The sequence below is a fragment of the Treponema denticola genome, from assembly GCF_024181605.1.
Taxonomy (GTDB): Bacteria; Spirochaetota; Spirochaetia; order Treponematales; family Treponemataceae; genus Treponema_B; species Treponema_B denticola_B.
Window position 1 is genome coordinate 1,726,993 of sequence record NZ_CP054477.1, and the last position, 18,466, is coordinate 1,745,458.

The 18,466-nt window shown below is 40.8% G+C and carries 17 protein-coding genes and 1 pseudogene; 7 read left to right on the forward strand and 11 right to left on the reverse strand.

Features of this window, described 5'->3' with window-relative positions:
* Positions 1-2: 2 nt before the first annotated feature.
* Both E4N80_RS08015 and E4N80_RS08020 read right to left on the reverse strand, forming a co-directional pair.
* Positions 3-473 (reverse strand): flagellar basal body-associated FliL family protein, encoded by a 471-nt coding sequence (locus E4N80_RS08015; RefSeq protein WP_253698700.1) that lies wholly within the window; start codon positions 471-473, stop codon positions 3-5.
* Positions 474-495: 22 nt separating this feature from the next.
* The gene (locus tag E4N80_RS08020; RefSeq protein WP_253698702.1) at positions 496-1,716 is read right to left on the reverse strand and encodes a mechanosensitive ion channel family protein; all 1,221 of its coding nucleotides are present in this window, start codon (positions 1,714-1,716) and stop codon (positions 496-498) included.
* Between the two features lie 116 nt (positions 1,717-1,832).
* On the opposite strand from E4N80_RS08020, the gene E4N80_RS08025 reads away from it, so the two are divergent.
* The 3 genes from E4N80_RS08025 to E4N80_RS08035 all read left to right on the forward strand — a co-directional run bounded on the left by E4N80_RS08025 (position 1,833) and on the right by E4N80_RS08035 (position 4,589).
* Positions 1,833-2,483 carry a response regulator transcription factor gene (locus E4N80_RS08025; RefSeq protein WP_253698704.1) on the forward strand — a complete coding sequence of 217 codons (651 nt, stop codon included), beginning with the start codon at positions 1,833-1,835 and terminating at the stop codon, positions 2,481-2,483.
* A gap of 110 nt (positions 2,484-2,593) precedes the next feature.
* Positions 2,594-3,739 (forward strand): CD0519/CD1768 family membrane protein, encoded by a 1,146-nt coding sequence (locus E4N80_RS08030; protein WP_253698706.1) that lies wholly within the window; start codon positions 2,594-2,596, stop codon positions 3,737-3,739.
* 4 nt (positions 3,740-3,743) lie between these two features.
* Positions 3,744-4,589 carry a cobyric acid synthase gene (locus E4N80_RS08035; RefSeq protein WP_253698708.1) on the forward strand — a complete coding sequence of 282 codons (846 nt, stop codon included), beginning with the start codon at positions 3,744-3,746 and terminating at the stop codon, positions 4,587-4,589.
* Between the two features lie 50 nt (positions 4,590-4,639).
* On the opposite strand, the gene clpB is transcribed toward E4N80_RS08035, so the two are convergent.
* The gene (clpB, locus tag E4N80_RS08040; protein ID WP_253698709.1) at positions 4,640-7,219 is read right to left on the reverse strand and encodes an ATP-dependent chaperone ClpB; all 2,580 of its coding nucleotides are present in this window, start codon (positions 7,217-7,219) and stop codon (positions 4,640-4,642) included.
* Between the two features lie 164 nt (positions 7,220-7,383).
* Between clpB and E4N80_RS08045 the strand changes: the two genes are divergently transcribed.
* Complete coding sequence (locus tag E4N80_RS08045; protein WP_253698710.1) at positions 7,384-8,934, forward strand: AbgT family transporter; 1,551 nt, start codon at positions 7,384-7,386, stop codon at positions 8,932-8,934.
* 67 nt (positions 8,935-9,001) lie between these two features.
* Here E4N80_RS08045 and E4N80_RS12970 read toward each other — a convergent pair.
* The 6 genes and pseudogenes from E4N80_RS12970 to E4N80_RS08070 all read right to left on the reverse strand — a co-directional run.
* A pseudogene (locus E4N80_RS12970) lies at positions 9,002-9,094 on the reverse strand (SanA/YdcF family protein); the annotation flags it as partial.
* 334 nt (positions 9,095-9,428) lie between these two features.
* A complete protein-coding gene (locus E4N80_RS08050) occupies positions 9,429-9,776 on the reverse strand; it encodes a hypothetical protein (protein ID WP_002674291.1) in 348 nt (115 codons plus the stop codon).
* Complete coding sequence (locus E4N80_RS08055) at positions 9,773-10,135, reverse strand: type II toxin-antitoxin system RelE/ParE family toxin (RefSeq protein ID WP_002667766.1); 363 nt, start codon at positions 10,133-10,135, stop codon at positions 9,773-9,775. Before E4N80_RS08055 ends, E4N80_RS08050 begins: the two co-directional genes overlap by 4 nt.
* Entirely contained in the window at positions 10,135-10,371 is a 237-nt protein-coding gene (locus tag E4N80_RS08060) for a hypothetical protein (RefSeq protein ID WP_253698712.1), read from the reverse strand. Before E4N80_RS08060 ends, E4N80_RS08055 begins: the two co-directional genes overlap by 1 nt.
* 96 nt (positions 10,372-10,467) lie before the next feature.
* A complete protein-coding gene (locus tag E4N80_RS08065) occupies positions 10,468-11,148 on the reverse strand; it encodes a SanA/YdcF family protein (RefSeq protein ID WP_253698714.1) in 681 nt (226 codons plus the stop codon).
* Between the two features lie 52 nt (positions 11,149-11,200).
* Positions 11,201-11,431: a hypothetical protein gene (locus E4N80_RS08070; RefSeq protein WP_253698716.1), complete on the reverse strand. Its 231-nt coding sequence runs from the start codon at positions 11,429-11,431 to the stop codon at positions 11,201-11,203.
* 204 nt (positions 11,432-11,635) lie between these two features.
* Here E4N80_RS08070 and E4N80_RS08075 point away from each other — a divergent pair, with 204 nt between their 5' ends.
* The 3 genes from E4N80_RS08075 (at position 11,636) to leuS (ending at position 16,703) form a co-directional block, all read left to right on the forward strand.
* Positions 11,636-13,873 (forward strand): ATP-dependent helicase, encoded by a 2,238-nt coding sequence (locus E4N80_RS08075; RefSeq protein WP_253698718.1) that lies wholly within the window; start codon positions 11,636-11,638, stop codon positions 13,871-13,873.
* A gap of 76 nt (positions 13,874-13,949) precedes the next feature.
* Positions 13,950-14,123, forward strand: a complete 174-nt coding sequence (locus E4N80_RS08080; RefSeq protein ID WP_253698720.1) for an aminopeptidase — start codon at positions 13,950-13,952, stop codon at positions 14,121-14,123.
* A 3-nt stretch (positions 14,124-14,126) separates the two neighbouring features.
* Entirely contained in the window at positions 14,127-16,703 is a 2,577-nt protein-coding gene (gene leuS, locus E4N80_RS08085; RefSeq protein ID WP_253698722.1) for a leucine--tRNA ligase, read from the forward strand.
* 43 nt (positions 16,704-16,746) lie between these two features.
* Here leuS and E4N80_RS08090 read toward each other — a convergent pair whose 3' ends face one another.
* Both E4N80_RS08090 and rseP read right to left on the reverse strand, forming a co-directional pair.
* Complete coding sequence (locus tag E4N80_RS08090) at positions 16,747-17,094, reverse strand: FMN-binding protein (protein WP_253698724.1); 348 nt, start codon at positions 17,092-17,094, stop codon at positions 16,747-16,749.
* 10 nt (positions 17,095-17,104) lie between these two features.
* Complete coding sequence (gene rseP, locus E4N80_RS08095; RefSeq protein ID WP_253698726.1) at positions 17,105-18,457, reverse strand: RIP metalloprotease RseP; 1,353 nt, start codon at positions 18,455-18,457, stop codon at positions 17,105-17,107.
* Between the last annotated feature and the right edge of the window lie 9 nt (positions 18,458-18,466).

Genomic DNA, 18,466 nt, shown 5'->3' on the forward strand with positions numbered 1-18,466 from the left:
CCTCATTCCAAAATAACAAAGTCCTTAAAATATATGCGTTTTATACGGGATAAATTTAGAATAGAATTTATCTCGGCCAATACTTCTTTTTTAACCTCGTTTTCAGGCATGGTATAAAGCTCATATACGGTTTTTTGCGAAAACCAGTCAATAAGGCTGTTTCGGATATCTTCTTTTTTTTGGACAAGTTCTTCCTCAAAGGCCTTATCCTCAGAATTATACTCCAAAACGGGAAAAACGACAAGGGTTCCGGGCGCGGTATCGGCTGTAGGAATCCTAAGCCGCCCCAAGTCGGAATAAAGGGCCTTTTTTCCGCGTATCTCCGAAGGAGTTTCAGACCTTAAACCCTCATCTGTGTTTTTTTTCTTAAAAAGAGAGAAAACGGAACCTGCAATTATAATAAGGATTATTGCAAGAAGTACATATTTAAGGAATTTATATAATTTTAAGCCCTTCCGGTTATTTTTACACATATAAACCTTCTATTTTAAAAACCTAATTTTTTGCCAAAAAACCGCCTACAGGATATTGGAAAATTCTAAGGTCGAATTCGTGGACGGCCGCAAAAAGATGGTCGAAAATATCGGCTTGAATCTTTTCGTATTCTCCCCAGTTGGTTGTTGCGGTAAAAACATAAATCTCCAAGGGGATGCCTGTAGCTCCCGGTTCAAGCTGGCGCACCAAAAAGGTCAAATCCTTTCTTAAAGTATCAAGGCTTTGAAGATAGCGCGTAACATACATTCTAAAGGTGCCGATATTGGTAAGTCTTCTATCGTTTAAGGGATGCTCCGTATCGCTTCCGTATTGGGCACTTATGTCCGAGCTTTCAACTTCGGCAAAGTAGGATTTTAAAAGATCTATCTTCCCTACCCTGCGTCTCAGTTCTTCATCCATAAATTTTACGGAAGAAACATCCAAAAAGATTGAACGCTTGATACGCCTTCCTCCCGTTTCCTGCATACCCCGCCAGTTTTTAAAGCCGCTTTGCATCAGGTCGCTTGTCGGTAAAACGGAAATGGTTTTATCCCAGTTTTGAATTTTTATCGTATGTAAGGCGACCTCGGTAACATCTCCGTCGGCATCATATTTTGGAACCGAAATCCAATCGCCTCTTCTAACCAAATCATAGGAAGAAATCTGGAGGCTTGCCACAAAAGAAAGAATCGTCTCGCGGAAGACCAAAAGAAGAACAGCCGTCATAGCTCCTATTCCGCTTAAAAGAGACCATGGAGACTTTCCGCTGATTGTTCCTGCAGCGATGATAAAGCCTGCAATATAAACAATTAAGATAAAAACCTGAACATAACTGCGGTAAGGCTTTCCCGCAAATCGGGGTTCGTTTTCAGTATAGGCTGTAAGCCCGTCCAAGAGGCCGTGCAAAAGTCTTATTATTATCCATATCGAAATAAGGCTTGCAAGTTTTTGCATAAGCCCCGCTCCGAAACTTAATTTTAGAGACAAAAAATTAAAGGCAAAAATATATATAATCAGCGAAACACGTTCTACATGAATTTTATCAAAAATATAATCATCCAGTTTGCTCTTTGTTTTGGCTGTAATGCGGGACAGTATTTTTTTTACCGTTCCCGACAGTATTTTCTTTAACACTTTATGAAGAATAAAAGAAACAGCCAAAACGGCAATCAGCCAAAAAATATCGCCTCTCACTGAATATTCCGAAAGCCATTTTTGAACATTATCCAATAAATTTTGCATAAAATACGATACCTCTTAAAATATTCTTTAATTCTAATTAAAATGGAACAGTCTGTAAAGAGGATTTGAAAATCCCTGTTCTTGATTCACCAGTAAAACTGTGCTATATTAAACCTATGAGAATAGCTATTATCGACGATGAAAAGCTCATCTGTGAAGGGCTAAAAATTATTTTTCAATCCTATCCCGATATCGAGGTTATTGCAACAGGCAGCAACGGAAACGATGCCCTAAAAATATGCGAAGAAAAAAATCCTGAGCTCCTCCTCATGGATATAAGGATGCCGGAATGTAACGGTGTAGAAGCAACAAAAAAAATAAAAAAAAGTTTCCCCGATATAAAAATATTGATTCTCACAACCTTTAATGATACCGAATATATTCAAAAAGCCCTTCAATACGGAGCATCGGGCTATCTTTTAAAGGACAGTTCTCCGGACGTAATCTATGACGGAATCAAGGCCGCTATTTCAGGGAACATCGTTATAAATCCTGAAGTTGCAAAAAACATGCTTTTTGAAAATCATGAAGAGGAAGAAAGAGTTATAAGGCCCTTGACTGAAATTCAAGACGAGTTCGGCTTGAGCCAAAAGGAAATAGAAATTATAAGACTTGTTTCGGAAGGGCTTTCAAATAAACAGATTGCCTACAAGCAAGGACTTTCGGAAGGCACAATAAAAAACAATATTTCCGTAATATTCGATAAGACCTTTGTCTCCGATAGAACACAGCTGGCCGCCTTTGCCTTTAAAAACGGGATTGTATAAATTCCTAATCTTCAATTTATAATCGTTAATTTATCCCCTGCTTGAAAAAAAACTATAGTTTGAATATAATCCAAAAATAACTTACAAGTTACTTTGGAGTGCTTAAAGGTATGGAAACTAAATCTTTTTTTAAGAAAGAAATTGGGGCAGAAAACTTTATATTTTTAGCTTTGTTTTCTGCTTTCTTTTTTGGGGTCGGCTCGGTTATGGGCGGCGTAAATATGATTAAAACCATGATGGAAACAGGCTTTGATTTGCTTATCAATATCTGTTTGTATTTAATGGCTGTAGCGGTATTGGCCGGAGCTATTTCGGGACTTTTTTCGGAATTCGGCACCATCGCTTTGATTAACAAAATCCTGTCCAAACTGATGAAACCCTTGTACGACTTACCGGGAGCTTCCTCCCTCGGTATCTTAAACTGCTTTTTATCGGATAACCCCGCAATTTTAACACTTGCCGATGACGATAATTTTAGACGCTATTTTAAACAGTACCAGCTTCCTGCTCTTACAAACCTTGGCACAGCCTTCGGTATGGGCTTAATTACCACAACGGCAATGATGGGCTTAAACGTAAAATCGGCAGTTCCTGCAGCTTTGATAGGAAACGTCGGGGCAATAGCCGGAAGTATAGTTTCAGTACGCTTGATGATCTACTTTTCAAAAAAACGCTACGGAACGGAAGCCTTTGTTTCTACAAAAAGAGTTGATCCCATCCCCGAAAAAATGCGCCCAGTCAGAGAAGGCGGAGCCGGAGGAAGGTTTATTCAGGCTATGCTTGACGGAGGCAAATCGGGTGTCAGCATGGGTTTAGCCATTATTCCGGGCGTAGTAATTATCTGCACAATAGTTATAATGCTTACAAACGGCCCTAGTGCCGACGGTACATATACCGGAGGAGCCCGCGAAGGAATCGCCGTTCTTCCATGGATTGGTCAAAAACTAAGTTTTATATTGAACCCTATTTACGGCTTCAGCAGCCCTGAAGCTATCTCCGTTCCGATTACGGCACTCGGTTCTACAGGAGCTGCCCTCGGCATTATAAAAGAAATGTCTTTAGCCGGAAAAATAAATGCAAACGATATAGCAGTCTTTACAGCCATCTGCATGTGCTGGAGCGGTTATATTTCTACCCATATCGCAATGATGGATGCTCTCGACACAAAGGAGATGACGGGCAAGGCTATTTTAAGCCACACTATCGGCGGCCTCTTTGCAGGCTTTGTCGCCCACATTATAGCCTTTGTGCTCTAAACCGATGGCAAGCATAATGATTCAAGGGACTACCTCCTCTGCGGGCAAGTCCCTTTTTTGTACAGGCCTTTGCAGAATCTTTAAAAAGAAGGGCTTAAAAGTTGTTCCCTTTAAATCTCAAAATATGTCCTCGGTTTTTTTTACCACGGCTGACGGAAAAAAGATAAGCAGTGCTCAAGCCCTTCAAGCGCGAGCAGCCGGTATTGAGCCCCGTCCCGAAATGAACCCGATTCTCCTCATACCCAAAACGGATGTAGGCTCTAAGGTTATAATCTTAGGGGAAGAAAAAAAAGAGATGAAGGCGAGGGAATATTTTGAGTATAAAAAGACCTGTAAACCTATGATTTTGGAAACTTTTCAAAAACTTGAAAAGGAAAACGATATTGTTGTCATAGAGGGAGCAGGAAGTCCTGCCGAAATAAACCTAAACCAAAACGACATTGTCAACATGGGCATGGCCGAGATGGCCGATGCTCCCGTTCTCTTGATTGCCGACATCGACAGGGGCGGTGTCTTTGCCCAGCTCTACGGAACCGTAATGCTCCTCCCCGAAAAAGACAGGAAGAGAATTAAGGGCATGATTATAAATAAATTCCGCGGAGATAAGAGCCTTTTAGATCCCGGCATCAAGATGATTGAAGACCTTGTAAATATTCCTGTGATAGCAACTATCCCCTACATGCACTTGGAACTTGCCGATGAGGACAGCCTCATAGACGATGATAAAAAATGCAACACCCAAGCACAAAGCGATGCCGAGCTCGAAAAAGAACTGGATAAACTCGCTGCCCTCATCGAAGAGAACAGCGATATGGATTTTATCTTTAAGACAGCCTTTACAAAAATGTAGCAGTCTGTTTTTAAGCCTAATCTTCTAAAAGACAAGGACTGTGTACCCTCTTACCCCTTCTTAAAGATAAGGCTGTCCTCTCCCTTGTCCACAACTATTGTGCTGCCTTCGGGGAATTTGCCTTCAAGGACTTCGCGGGCGAGTTTATTTTCAAGCTCGGCCTGTATGGCCCTCTTTAGGGGGCGGGCCCCGAACATGGGGTCGTAGCCTATGTCTGCAAGAAAATCCTTAGCCTTATCCGAAACTTTTAAGCCTAGCCTGCGGGCCTGCAAACGTTCTGCAACTGACCTTAGCTGAATATCGACAATCTTTCGGATATGGTCTTTTTCGAGCCTGTTAAATGTTAGGATTTCGTCGATACGGTTTAAAAATTCGGGTCTAAAATTATCGCGGAGGATTTGGTTAATTTCTTCTTTTATGCTTCCCATGTCCTTTGCGGTCAATATATACTCGGAACCTATGTTGCTGGTCATAATTATAATTGTGTTCTTAAAATCGACTACACGGCCTTGTCCGTCGGTAAGACGCCCGTCATCCAAAATCTGCAAAAAGACATTAAAAACATCCTGATGGGCCTTTTCGATTTCGTCAAAGAGGATTACGCTGTAGGGCCTCCGTCTTACGGCCTCGGTAAGCTGGCCTCCCTCATCATAACCCACATATCCGGGGGGTGCTCCTATCAGGCGGCTCACGGAATGTTTTTCCATGTACTCGCTCATATCAATTCGGGTAAGCGCCTTTTCGTCATTGAACAAAAAGTCGGCTAGGGTTCTAGCCAATTCGGTCTTGCCGACACCGGTGGGGCCTATACATAAAAAACTTCCCAAGGGCCGGTTCATATCGGAAAGGCCTGCCTTGTTTCTTCTTATAGCATCCGAAACCACCCTTACGGCTTCATCTTGTCCGACGACGCGGGTTTGTAAAACTTTTTCAAGCTGCAAAAATTTTTGCATTTCGCTTGCAAGCATTTTTGCGACGGGAATACCTGTCCACATTGAAACGATTCGGGCTATATCTTCTTCGCAAACTTCTTCGCGTAAAAGCTGTCCCTGTTGGCCGGCCTTTTTTTCAAGCTCGGCAGTAACGGCTGCTATCTTCTTTTCAAGTTCGGGAATTTTTCCGTATTTTAGCTCGGCGGCCTTGTTTAAGTTTCCTTCACGGCTGTACTTGGTTTCTTCGATACGGAGCTGTTCCAATTCTTCCTTGTATTTGCGGGATTCGTTAATGCGGGACTTTTCGTTTTGCCATTGAGCCTGCATTGCATTCCGTTTTGAAGAAAGCTCCGCCAATTCTTCTTCAAGTTTTAAAAGCCTTTCCTTTGAGGCCGTATCGTTTTCTTTTCCTATAGAAACCTTTTCGATATTCAATTGAAGAATTTTGCGCTCAACCTGATCAAGCTCAACAGGCTGGCTTTCTATTTCCATTTTAAGGCGGCTTGCAGCCTCATCTACAAGGTCGATTGCCTTATCGGGCAAAAAGCGGTTTGTGATATAACGGTTGGAAAGTACGGCTGCCGCTATCAGGGCTTCATCCCTTATGCGTACCCCGTGATGAACTTCATATTTTTCCTGTAAGCCGCGCAGGATTGCTATTGTGTCTTCAACCGTAGGTTCGGGACAGTAAACCTGCTGGAAGCGGCGTTCAAGGGCTGCATCTTTTTCGATGTATTTTCGGTATTCGTTTAAGGTAGTGGCTCCTATCGCCCTGAGCTCTCCGCGGGCAAGGGCAGGCTTTAATAAGTTTGAAGCATCCATCGAGCCTTCGCTTGCTCCGGCACCGACAAGGGTGTGAAGTTCGTCGATAAAGAGAATGACGCTGCCTTCTGACTTTTGCACTTCGGAAATTACGGCCTTTAATCTTTCTTCAAATTCGCCGCGGAATTTTGCTCCTGCAACCAAGGCTCCGAGGTCGAGGGATAAAAGTCTTTTTCCCTTTAAGCTGTCGGGCACGTCGCCTGAAACGATACGCCTTGCAAGACCTTCGACTATGGCTGTTTTTCCGACTCCCGGTTCTCCGATTAAAACGGGATTGTTTTTTGTTCTGCGGGAAAGCACCTGCATTACCCGCCTTATTTCTTCATCCCGCCCGATTACGGGATCTATCTTTTCATTTTTTGCAAGCTGTGTAAGGTCACGGCAAAATTTTTCCAAACTTCTGAATGTAGATTCGGGATTTTCGCTCGTTACCCTGTTGTTTCCGCGTACCTCTTTTAAGGCAGAAAGGAGATTTTTTAGATTGATACCGCGTGAACGCAAGAGTTCTCCCGTTTCGTCCTTAGATTCGCTTAGAGCGAGTAAAAGATGTTCGGTAGAAACATATTCGTCTTTTAATTTATCTGCATAGCCTTCAGCATTTGCAAAAACCTTTGCAAGTAAGGGCGAAATATAAGTTTGAGCGGACTGTCCCGTAACACGTGGCTTTCTGTCAAGCATTTTGTCGAGTTCATCCAAAAGGCTTTCGGGACTTACTCCGATTTTTTCTACTAAAGGCGGAACAATTCCGTCCTCTTGTTCTAAAAGAACATATAAAAGATGTTCACTTTCAACCTGACTGTGGTCGTCTCTTTGGGCAAGCGAAGAAGCCTCTTGAACGGCTTCCGATGCTTTAACTGTATACTTATCTATATTCATGTATAAAAAATAATAAAAATTCGGAAAAAAATCAATATTCTGCAAAAATAATGCTAAAATATTTACTGAATTTAGAAAGGCTAACTTGTCATATTTTACATCATCATATATAATGCTGAAACTGCCTTTTTTACATAGGCAAATACATTTTCTAGGAGTTCTTCATGGATAAAAAAAAGAACAAGGAAGTTTCAGGCTTCCTCAAAGGAGTTGAAAGGATCGGAAACAAGCTGCCGCATCCTGCTATAATTTTCTTAATTTTAAGTATCATTGTAATCATCGTTTCTGCACTCGCAGAAGCCTACGGTACCCCCGTTACCTACTTTGATGCAAAAAAGGGAAAAGAAGTTACTATCGGAGCTGTTTCGCTTTTAAACCTTGACGGTCTTAGGTACATTCTAAACACTGCTACAAAGAATTTTACAGGCTTTGCACCTTTGGGAACAGTTTTGGTTGCCATGCTCGGTGTAGGCGTTGCAGAATGGACAGGTCTTATCAATACCTCTCTTAAAAAGCTTCTTTCAGGTGTTCACCCCAGACTTTTGACTGTTGTTGTTGTTTTTGCAGGTATTATGAGCAATGTAGCTTCGGACGCAGGTTATGTTGTTGTTATCCCCCTCGGAGCCATCGTATTTGCTAATGCAGGCCGCCACCCGATGGCCGGTCTTGCAGCCGCTTTCGCAGGCGTTTCGGGAGGTTTCTCTGCCAACCTCATGCTCGGTACAATCGACCCTCTTTTGACAGGTATTACGGTTGAAGCCTTGCACAATGCCGGAATGGATATAGCTATCGACCCGACTTGTAACTGGTTCTTTATGATTGTTTCGACATTTATACTTACCGTTGTAGGTACATTTGTTACGGAAAAAATTGTTGAAAAAAACTTAGGAACATATAACGGCTCATATAAGCCGGATAATATGCCTATTTCCGATGTTGAAAACAAGGGACTCAAACTTGCAGGTATTTCCGTTTTAATTATGGCTGTTATTTTAATCATCGGACTTTTCGGTCTTCCCAAGCTCCCCGGTCTTGCAGTTTTAAGAGAAATCGATCCTAAAACAGGGGAAAGCTCAATTTCAAACTTTATGCACGGCGGCCTTTTACCGGTCATTCTTTTAATCTTCTTGATTCCCGGTCTTATCTATGGAAAGAAAACAGGAAAGATTAATTCTTCACACGATCTTGTTAAGGGTATGTCGCAGGCTATGAGCTCGATGGGCGGTTATCTCGTATTGAGCTTTTTCGCTGCACAGTTTGTAAACTACTTCGGAAAAACAAACCTCGGAACAATTATTTCGGTAAACGGTGCAAACTTCTTAAAGAGCATCGGCTTTACAGGCTTGCCGCTTATAATCTCCTTTGTTATTATTTCGGCCTTCCTTAACCTCTTCATGGGTTCGGCTTCTGCAAAGTGGGCTATTATGGCTCCTATCTTTGTTCCCATGATGGTAAACCTCGGCCTTTCACCTGCCTTAACACAGGTTGCATACCGAATCGGAGATTCAAGTACAAACCTCATCACGCCCTTGATGAGCTATTTTGCAATGATTGTTGTATTTATGAAAAAATACGATGAAGATTCCGGTCTTGGAACATTGATTTCAACCATGTTGCCATATTCAATCGCATTCTTGCTTTCATGGATAGGCCTCATGATTATTTGGTACATCTTCGGTCTGCCCCTCGGCCCCGGAGCATTTATCCACATCTAATCGATTTTCCGATTATCTGAAAATAACCCCGCCATGCCGTCCTTTGGCCGGCCGTGCGGGGTTATTTTTAAAAATCCCATGAGTCTTTTGCATTTCCAGTTATCGGTATTTTCTTGCCGAGGAATGTAGGCTTCACATTGAACATTACCAAAAAGCATGTAGATGTTTATGCCTGCAATTCCTATTAAAATTAAAGCAAAAAGAAAAATAATGCATAAGGTTATTTTTTTTATGGGTCCAGTCTATAACGGGAGCTGTACAAGGCGAACCATTGCAGCAAGCACAAGCACCGAATGGATCGAAATTGGCCATCCCCTTTGGGCAAATGAGTGAAACGGAGAAATTTCTTTACAAAAACAGTTGGAGTATGTAACATAATAAAATACTCCTTAGCTATTTATATTTCAATCCTGAATTAGTTAAAGCCCCTTGGAAAATAGAAATACTTTGCCCAGAGAATTCCAAGAGTTCTACAGGTAATCCAGAGGAGTTATTTAAGTTGGAAATAAGTTCAGTTTAAGAAAGACTCCTTCCAGGAAAAGCATGTATCTTCCTGGTTGATATTCACCCATTGAAAAGATAATCAACAAATCATCTTCATTTAAGTAATAAACCTGTAATCGCTGCTCTTTTGTCACAATATTGGATATGCCATCTGATTCCAGATGCAATTTATTTATTACATCTTGTTTGACCGGACAGTCTATTAATTTATGTGGAGTAATGTCATCCACAATAAATAACACAGATTTCCCCTCTATATTTAATTGAAAATCTTTATCGAATAGTCCATCCTCAATGCCATCGAACAATTTTGTTCTTTTGAATTCTAAAAGTCTCATCTTCGCTCAATTTTTCCACTATTTAATAATCCGTCGATTCCACCCTCAGAAGCAGGAATCTCATATTGTATACCTCCGCAAACCACATGAATAATTGTAACAGTTAAAGTATCTTCATCAACTGCGTAAAAGATTGAATAATTACCTACACTAAAGAATCTTATCCCACGAGATAACCATGGTTCTTTTGGATATAGATGATACCTATACGGCATAAAATTTAAGTCTTGCATTGCTTCATAAAGACGCTTAAAAACGGCATCGGCATTAATTTTTGATTTTAAATTATTTAATATGTAAGAATAAATACTGCTCAAATCTTCTTTTGCTTGATCTGAAATAACAACTTGGTATTTCATTAAATAAACCTTGACTTTATTTCTTCAAAAGCATCTTTTAAAGGAGTTACATTTCCATTAATCATATCGGTAAAACCTTTATTCATATTGGCTTCAAATTCTTCATCCGATTCTTTTAAAAGAGACATCTTTTCGTGTCCATATTGATACATTAAAAACTGCACATATTTTGAAATATCTTCCAAGTAAACATCCGGTAAGGTTTTTATCTGTTCAACAAGAGTTTCATAAGACATAGATTCCTCCGTCAATATAAATTAATTATGATTATTTTATCGTAAATATCCGTTTTTTTCAAGTTCATTTTTTAGCTTTATTTTTACGCTTTATTTTTAAAAATCCCATGAGTCTTTTGCATTTCCCGTTATAGGTATTTTCTTACCGAGGAATGTAGGCTTCACATTGAACATTACTAAAAAGAAGGTTTTTACCCTTGCTAGAGCTTCTCTTATTTCCCAGCTGATACGGGTTTCCCTGCTGTACCTTAAAACCTCAGGAGCTTCATAGGCTATAACATCGAGGCCTAGTTTTCTTCCTATGTAGACGGCTCTTGCGGTATGGAAGGCCTGTGTTACCACAACGGCATCTTCAATACAAAAGATTTCCCGGGCACGGTACATTGTTTCATAGGTAGAAAAACCTGCATGATCCATAAATATTAGATTTTCGTCAGTGCCGTAAATATCCTGCATAAAAATACGCATTCTGTTTACCTCATCATAGCCCTTTCTTCCGTGGTCGCCTGAAATCAAAACTCTTTCAGCTTTTTTGTTTTTTAAACAATTTACGGCAGCTTCGATCCTATCCCTCACAACGTGTGAAACCGTGTTTTTATATACCTTAGCTCCGGGGACAATCACAACATATTTTTCCGGCAAGGCGGAAATGTTTTTATAAATATAAGGTTTTGAATAGCTAAGCATGTAGATGTTTATGCCTGCAATTCCTATTAAAATTAAAGCAAAGAGAAAAATAAGGCATAAGAATATTTTTTTTATGGATTTGGATTTCATGTAAATGGGAGCTCCTTTTAATTATAAAATTGTACTTCTGAGCTATTAGGCATCAGGCGCTCTCCAGTGCATCAAGATTGCGGAATGCCGTTATAGATTGATAAATCTGTTTAAGATAATTTTTAAAATATTCATTCTTTTCTACATCAAAATTAGAATGGATTGTTTCCCCTTTATTTGTAAGCAAGATAGCTTCGGCTGTTTGAGAATCTTCAAAACATACATCGTTATCAGTATATGTAATTAAAATTCCATCTTTTTCACAAAAAATTTTACGATTCATAATAACCTCCTACGGTTTATATTATACCATAAAGAAGCGAATATGTGTATGGATGCAGGTTTAAAACACCATTGTTTTATTTACGCTAAAATATTAACCTTAACATAATTTATTTCGCTGCTACATTGTACAATCCGTAAAAACGTGGTACAATGCAAAACCTTAACTTAACTGAAAGGTCTTTAATTTTTTTGGAGGATTGTTTTGGCTCAACCGGATTATTTGAATATTCTTAATGAAGAGCAGCTTGCGGCTGTTAAGCATCAGGGTTCTCCTCTTTTGATTCTTGCAGGGGCGGGCTCAGGAAAGACCCGGGTTATTACCACCAAAATTGCATACCTTATTGCCGAGCATAATGTCGAACCTGAACGTATCCTAGCCGTAACTTTTACAAACAAAGCTGCCAAAGAAATGTCCGAAAGAGCATCTTATCTGGATAAAAGAGCAGAGCGGGCAATGATCCGAACCTTTCATTCTTTTGGAGCATGGATTTTACGCATGTATGCGGAATGGGCAGGGCTTTCACATAATTTTACAATCTATGACGACGACGACGCTCTTTCCCTTTTGACGCAAGCCTCCCCTGCCCTTACAAAAAATGCAGCCCGCGGTATCATAAAAAAAATTTCGCGAGCAAAGGATTATTGCCTTCTCCCCGATGATCCGCTTTTGCAGGAAGTTGATCCTAATCCCGAATTTGCAAAAATCTATTCCGACTATCAAAAGAGATTAAAAGAAACCGGAAACGTAGACTTCGGGGATCTTATCATGATTCCTGTTATGCTCTTAAAAGAAAATCCGCAAATCAGAGCCTCTCTTCAAAACCGGTTTTCCGTAATAATGGTTGATGAATATCAGGACTCGAACATAGCCCAATTTGAATTCTTAAAAGTTCTCACAGGAGAAAATACCTATATCTGCGTTGTAGGAGATGATGACCAATCGATCTACCGTTTCCGCGGAGCCGAAGTTCAAAACATACTGACCTTTTCCGATACTTTTAAAAACACGAAGATAATAAGGCTCGAAAAAAATTACCGTTCATACTCTGAAATTCTTGCGGTCGCAGATTCCGTCGTAAAAAAGAATACGGGACGTCTCGGTAAAACTCTTGTTGCCGAAAGAGGAAAGGGACAAAAACCTCATATTTATTTTTTGCCTAATCAGGAAACCGAGGCGGAACTTTGTGCCCGTCTTATATCGCAAGAAGTCGAAAATGGAGGAGCATATTCCGACTGGGCTGTCTTGTACAGAACTAACGCCCAATCCTTAAATTTTGAAACGGATTTTTTACACAAAAAAATTCCCTATCAGGTTATAGGTACTTTAAAATTTTATGAGCGGGAAGAAATAAAAGATGCGCTTGCCGTTCTTGCCCTTATCTCAAACGGAAGGGACGAAGTGGCTCTAAGGCGTATCATAAATAAACCTGCACGAGGTGTAGGAGAAATTACTCAAAAAAAATTAATCGATCTTTCCCGAGAACTTATGTTTTCTCAAAAAAGCGATGAGCTCAGCTTAGATTCTAAGGACGATTATATATCGGCCATGTCTGCCCTCATGAATTCGGTCTCTCTCACAAAAAAAGCAAAAGAAGGCCTAAAGAATTTTTTAAACACCATAAAGGAATTACGCAGTATAATAGAAGCCGGAGACATCTTTTTTAAAAAAGAAGAACCAAAGGGCGAAGGCTTGGCTCCTTTTATATATGAGGTTTTAAAACAATCGGGCTTTGCCGAATATTACGAATCAGTAGACGCAGCTTCCGGTACTCAAAAAACGGCAAACTTAAACGAGCTTGCTAACACTGCCTCGCTTTACGATTTTTCGGTAAAGGGCTTGAGCGAATTTTTAGAACACATAGAATTGGATCGAAGCCTTGCCGGCTCCGAAGAAAAAAAAGATTCCGTAAACCTCATCACCATTCATAACACAAAGGGTTTGGAATTTAAAAACGTAATTATCACGGGACTTGAAACGGGAGTATTCCCACGCGATAACGGAAACTTCGATGAGCTTGAAGAAGAAAGAAGACTTATGTATGTAGCCTGCACCCGCGCAAAGGATGCTCTCTACATGACAAGCTGTGCTTCCCGCCGCCTTTACGGCAGCCTAAGCTTTACCCAGCCAAGCCGCTTTATCTTCGAAATAGATCAAGACCTCGTAAACATCTCGGAGGCCTCATCTTCTTATTCTACTTTTTCAGGCAGCTTCGGGAAACAAATTCCTGCCGATTTTGGAACAAAAAAAGAAACACATCCCCTTCTTTCCAAATGGAAGAAGGGAGAAAAAATTTATCACGACGATTACGGCTATGGGGCAATAATTAAGGCCGATGCTTCAAGCGGAGAACTTGTAGTAAACATCCAATTTGAAACCGGCCTTATAAAACGCTTTATGCCCGAATATCAGGCAAACGATATGACAATAATAAAAGATTAATTCTACACAAAATCGGCACAACTAAAAATCTTTTTTCCGGAAGGAAAGGATGTACTTCAATCCCTACGAGATTCCGATGAAAGCAAGAAAAAAAATAGGAATGAATAATTCGATCATTTATATCGACTTTATGGTAGGCGGCCCCGAACTCTCCGTTATCGGTACTGTCATCGGCACTTGCATTTTTCTCCTCTTTTCTATAGAATGCTTCCCGTCAATTTTGATAGATTCATCAATTTTCTTGGAGTAAAATATGGCTTATCCTTTTAGCACGATAGAACCCAAATGGCAAAAATATTGGGAAGAAAACAAAACCTTTAAAACAGTTGAAGACAAAAATTATCCTAAGGATAAGAGACTCTATATTTTGGATATGTTTCCCTATCCTTCGGGAGACGGCCTCCATGTAGGGCATCCTGAAGGCTATACTGCAACGGATATTTACAGCCGTTTTTTACGCATGAGCGGATACAATGTACTCCACCCGATGGGCTTTGATTCCTTCGGACTGCCTGCAGAAAACTATGCCATAAAGACGGGAGTTCATCCTCTTATAACCACCCGAAAAAATATGGAAACATTTAGAAAGCAGATAAAGTCGATAGGTTTAAGTTATGACTGGGATAGGGAAATCTCTACAAGCGAAGAATCCTATTATAAATGGACCCAGTGGATATTCCTTCAATTATTTAAAAAAGGATTAGCCTACGAAAAAGAAGCCCCCATCAACTGGTGCCCTTCCTGCTTAACAGGCCTTGCCAATGAAGAAGTAAAGGACGGAAAATGCGAAAGATGCGGAGCTCAAATTCAACGCAAAAACTTGAGGCAGTGGATTTTAAAGATAACCGAATATGCCGAACGCCTCTTAGAAGATTTGGATGAACTTGACTGGCCCGAATCCATTAAAATCATGCAAAAAAATTGGATAGGCAAGAGTACGGGGGCCGAGGTAGACTTTTCCCTCGTCGATAAGGACGGAAAAGAAACGGGGCAAAAAATCAAGGTTTATACAACCCGCCCCGACACGATTTTCGGAGCGACCTACATGGTCTTAGCCCCGGAACACGAGCTCGTAAAAAGCATAACTACAAGCAGCCAAGAAAAAGCCGTTGCCGCTTATATCGAAGAGGCCGCAAAAAAAAGCGACCTCGAAAGAACAGACCTCGCAAAAAACAAGACCGGAGTTTTTACGGGAGCCTATGCAATCAATCCATTGACGGAACAAAAAATCCCCGTCTGGATTTCGGACTATATTTTAATCTCCTACGGCACGGGAGCAATTATGGCAGTACCCGCCCATGATGAAAGAGACTTTGAGTTTGCTGCCCAATTCAATCTGCCTAAAATCAAGGTTGTAGCCGGTGCGGAAGAATGGGAAAGCGGAAAAAGAGACTTTTCTGAGGAGCCTGAGGCTTGTACAACCGAGGACGGCTATTCGGTAAACTCAAAACAGTTTGACGGTCTAAAAACGGAAGAAGCAAAAACAAAAATCACGGAACATCTTGAAAACTTAGGCCTTGCAAAAAGAGCCGTAAACTACAAGCTCCGTGACTGGATTTTCAGCCGGCAGCGCTATTGGGGTGAGCCCATACCCTTGGTACACTGCCCCTCTTGCGGCATAGTTCCCCTAGACGAACATGATCTCCCATTAACCCTGCCCCAAGTAGAAAGCTATACTCCCGCAGGTACGGGCGAAAGCCCCTTGGCGGCTATCGGCTCTTGGGTAAATACAAAATGCCCCAAATGCGGAAAGGAAGCAAAACGGGAAACCAATACAATGCCTCAGTGGGCAGGTTCTTGCTGGTACTATCTCCGCTTTATAGACCCTCATAACAACGAAGCCTTTGCCGACAAAGAAAAATGCGATTACTGGATGCCCGTGGACCTCTATGTCGGAGGAACAGAACATGCTGTTCTCCATTTATTGTATGCAAGGTTTTGGCACAAGGTCTTGTATGACCTTGGGCTGGTCTCTACAAAAGAACCCTTTACACGGCTTGTAAATCAGGGAATGATAACCTCCTTTGCCTACATGAGAAAAAACAAGAGCCTTGTTCCGGTCGATAAGGTTAAAAAAATATCTGAAACCGAATTTGAAGATATTGAAACCGGAGAAAAACTTGAGCAGGTAATAGCCAAGATGTCCAAGAGCTTAAAGAATGTTATCAATCCCGACGACATCATAAAAGAATACGGGGCAGACACCCTTCGCCTCTACGAAATGTTCTTAGGCCCCTTAGAGGTTTCAAAACCTTGGAACACAAGCGGCATCATGGGCGTATTTAGGTTTTTGGAAAAAATCTGGAATCTGTCCGACAGGGAAATATATAAAACTCCCGTCAACGATACCTCAACCCCTGAAACCAAGACCTTGACTGTCCTCTTAAATAAGACCATAAAAAAGGTAACCGAGGACACAGCCTCTCTTAACTTTAACACTGCCATAAGCCAGATGATGATTTTTATAAACGAGGTTTCAAAGCACAAAAAAATACCCCACTATGTTTGGTACAATTTTGTAAAACTTTTAAACCCCTATGCTCCTCACTTGGCTGAAGAACTTTGGCAAAAGATGGGTAGTGATGAATCGATAGCCTATTCTCACTGGCCGATGTTTGTCGAAAAATTCTGCGTCGACCAAACCTGCACGGTGGTGGTACAGGTAAACGGAAAACTCCGCGGTAAGTTTGAGGCAGAAGCAGGAACCTCTAAAGAGGAGCTGGAACGCCTTGCTTTATCGAATGAAGGCGCTGTCCGCAACATTGAAGGCAAGGAGATTAAAAAGATAATTACAGTGCCCGATAAGCTCGTAAATATTGTAGTACAATAAAGAAAACCCTACTTAACAAGGCTTATTCTTTTTCGGCATAGCTCTAGCGGCCGGCTTTTTTTAAGGCGTCATTTACCGCCTCTAAAAAAGCCTTACTCGTTAAGGTAGCACCGGCCACAATATCCACATCTGTAGAATCCTTCTCGATAACCCTCTTAGGCAGGTATTCAAAAACGGTATCGCTGTAGCCGGGCGTATCGGCATACTCTAAGATATCTATATTTTTAATTTCGTTTTTTTCTATCACAACCCTTACGCTTATATTTCCCATTAAGCCTTCGGCCTTTCCTTCAAAAACACCCGAAACAATCTTTTCATCATTTTTTACATTACAAGAAAATAAAAAAATACTCAAAGCAAAAACTATAATGGTAAAACAAATCTTTTTCATATTTAAAAACTTACCTTCCTAAAAAATATCCTATATCTCCCCAGAGGGCAAAGAGAAAAACTACGCCGATAAAGGCTATGCCGATAAACTGAACATAGTACAACACCTTCGGATGAATTTGCCTTCTAAAAATAAATTCTATAAAGGCAAAAAGAATTAAACCTCCGTCCAAAATCGGAATCGGCAATAAATTCATTATAAAAAGAGAAATAGAAATTATGCTTACAAAGTTTAAGATATCCGAAAGCCCGATTAAAAAGCCGGCCTTAAAACCTTGGGCGGCAACATCGCCCAACATATGGGTAATGCGTACAGGGCCCGAAACGGCTTGCCTAAAGTCAACACCCTTAAACAAAAGGCCTAAACTTTTAAATGTTAACACAAAACTCTTGTGAGTTAAAACAAAGCCGTTCACTATGCTTTTAAAAAAGCCTGTTCCTGGAATCTCTACCTTGATGTTTTTAATCTTTAGCCCAAGGTCTATTCCGTTTTCGGTTCTGATAAGGTTTACGGTTTTTGTAATCTTGTTTCCGTCCCTTAAAATGCCTAATTCGGCAGTCTTTTCGCTTATACCGCCTAGGGCACGGTTTAAGTCTATCGTATTGGCAACTTCAATTCCGTTCACTTCCGTAATAAGGTCGCCTTTTTTAAGCCCTGCAAGTTCGGCAGATGAAGAAGGCTTTACACTGTCAATTTCAAGGGGAATAAAAGAATAAAAGCCTATTATGCCTGCACCGGTTTTTGGATCGAGTTTTGGCCTAAGTTTTTTTGTGAGGATCTGCCCATCTCTTTCTATTTCCAGCGTCACCTCTTCCTTTGCTTCAGGCACAATGAGGCGCACTATGTCGGCAAATGTTTCAGTCTTTTCGCCGTTAATGCTTAAAATTACATCCCCCATCCTTAAATCAGCCTCGCGGGCAGGAGAATCATCGGCTTCGTTATAATAGTAAACGGGAGCTATCTTATTCGAGCTTGTATAATAGCTTGAACCGATAGCACTTACAATAGCCAGAGCCAGAACCGCACTTATATAGTTTGCAAATGGACCGGCAAAGGCAATTATAATCCGCTTAAAAGGATGCACTCCATAAAGCTCCCCTTCTTTTTTCGGAATTGCAGGGAGCTTTTCTTCGATTGCCTGCTGAAAGGCCTTTTCTCCCTTCATGCCGCAATAACCGCCCATAGGAATTGCAGAAATTCTATATTCCGTGTCTCCCTTCTTTTTTTTAAAAAGAACAGGACCCCAGCCTATCGAAAAACTTTCGACCACAACACCGCAGAGTTTCGCGGCAATAAAATGTCCAAGCTCATGGATAAAGACCATGATACTCAATATAATCAAACCTATTAAAATCTTAACCATAAATTATTC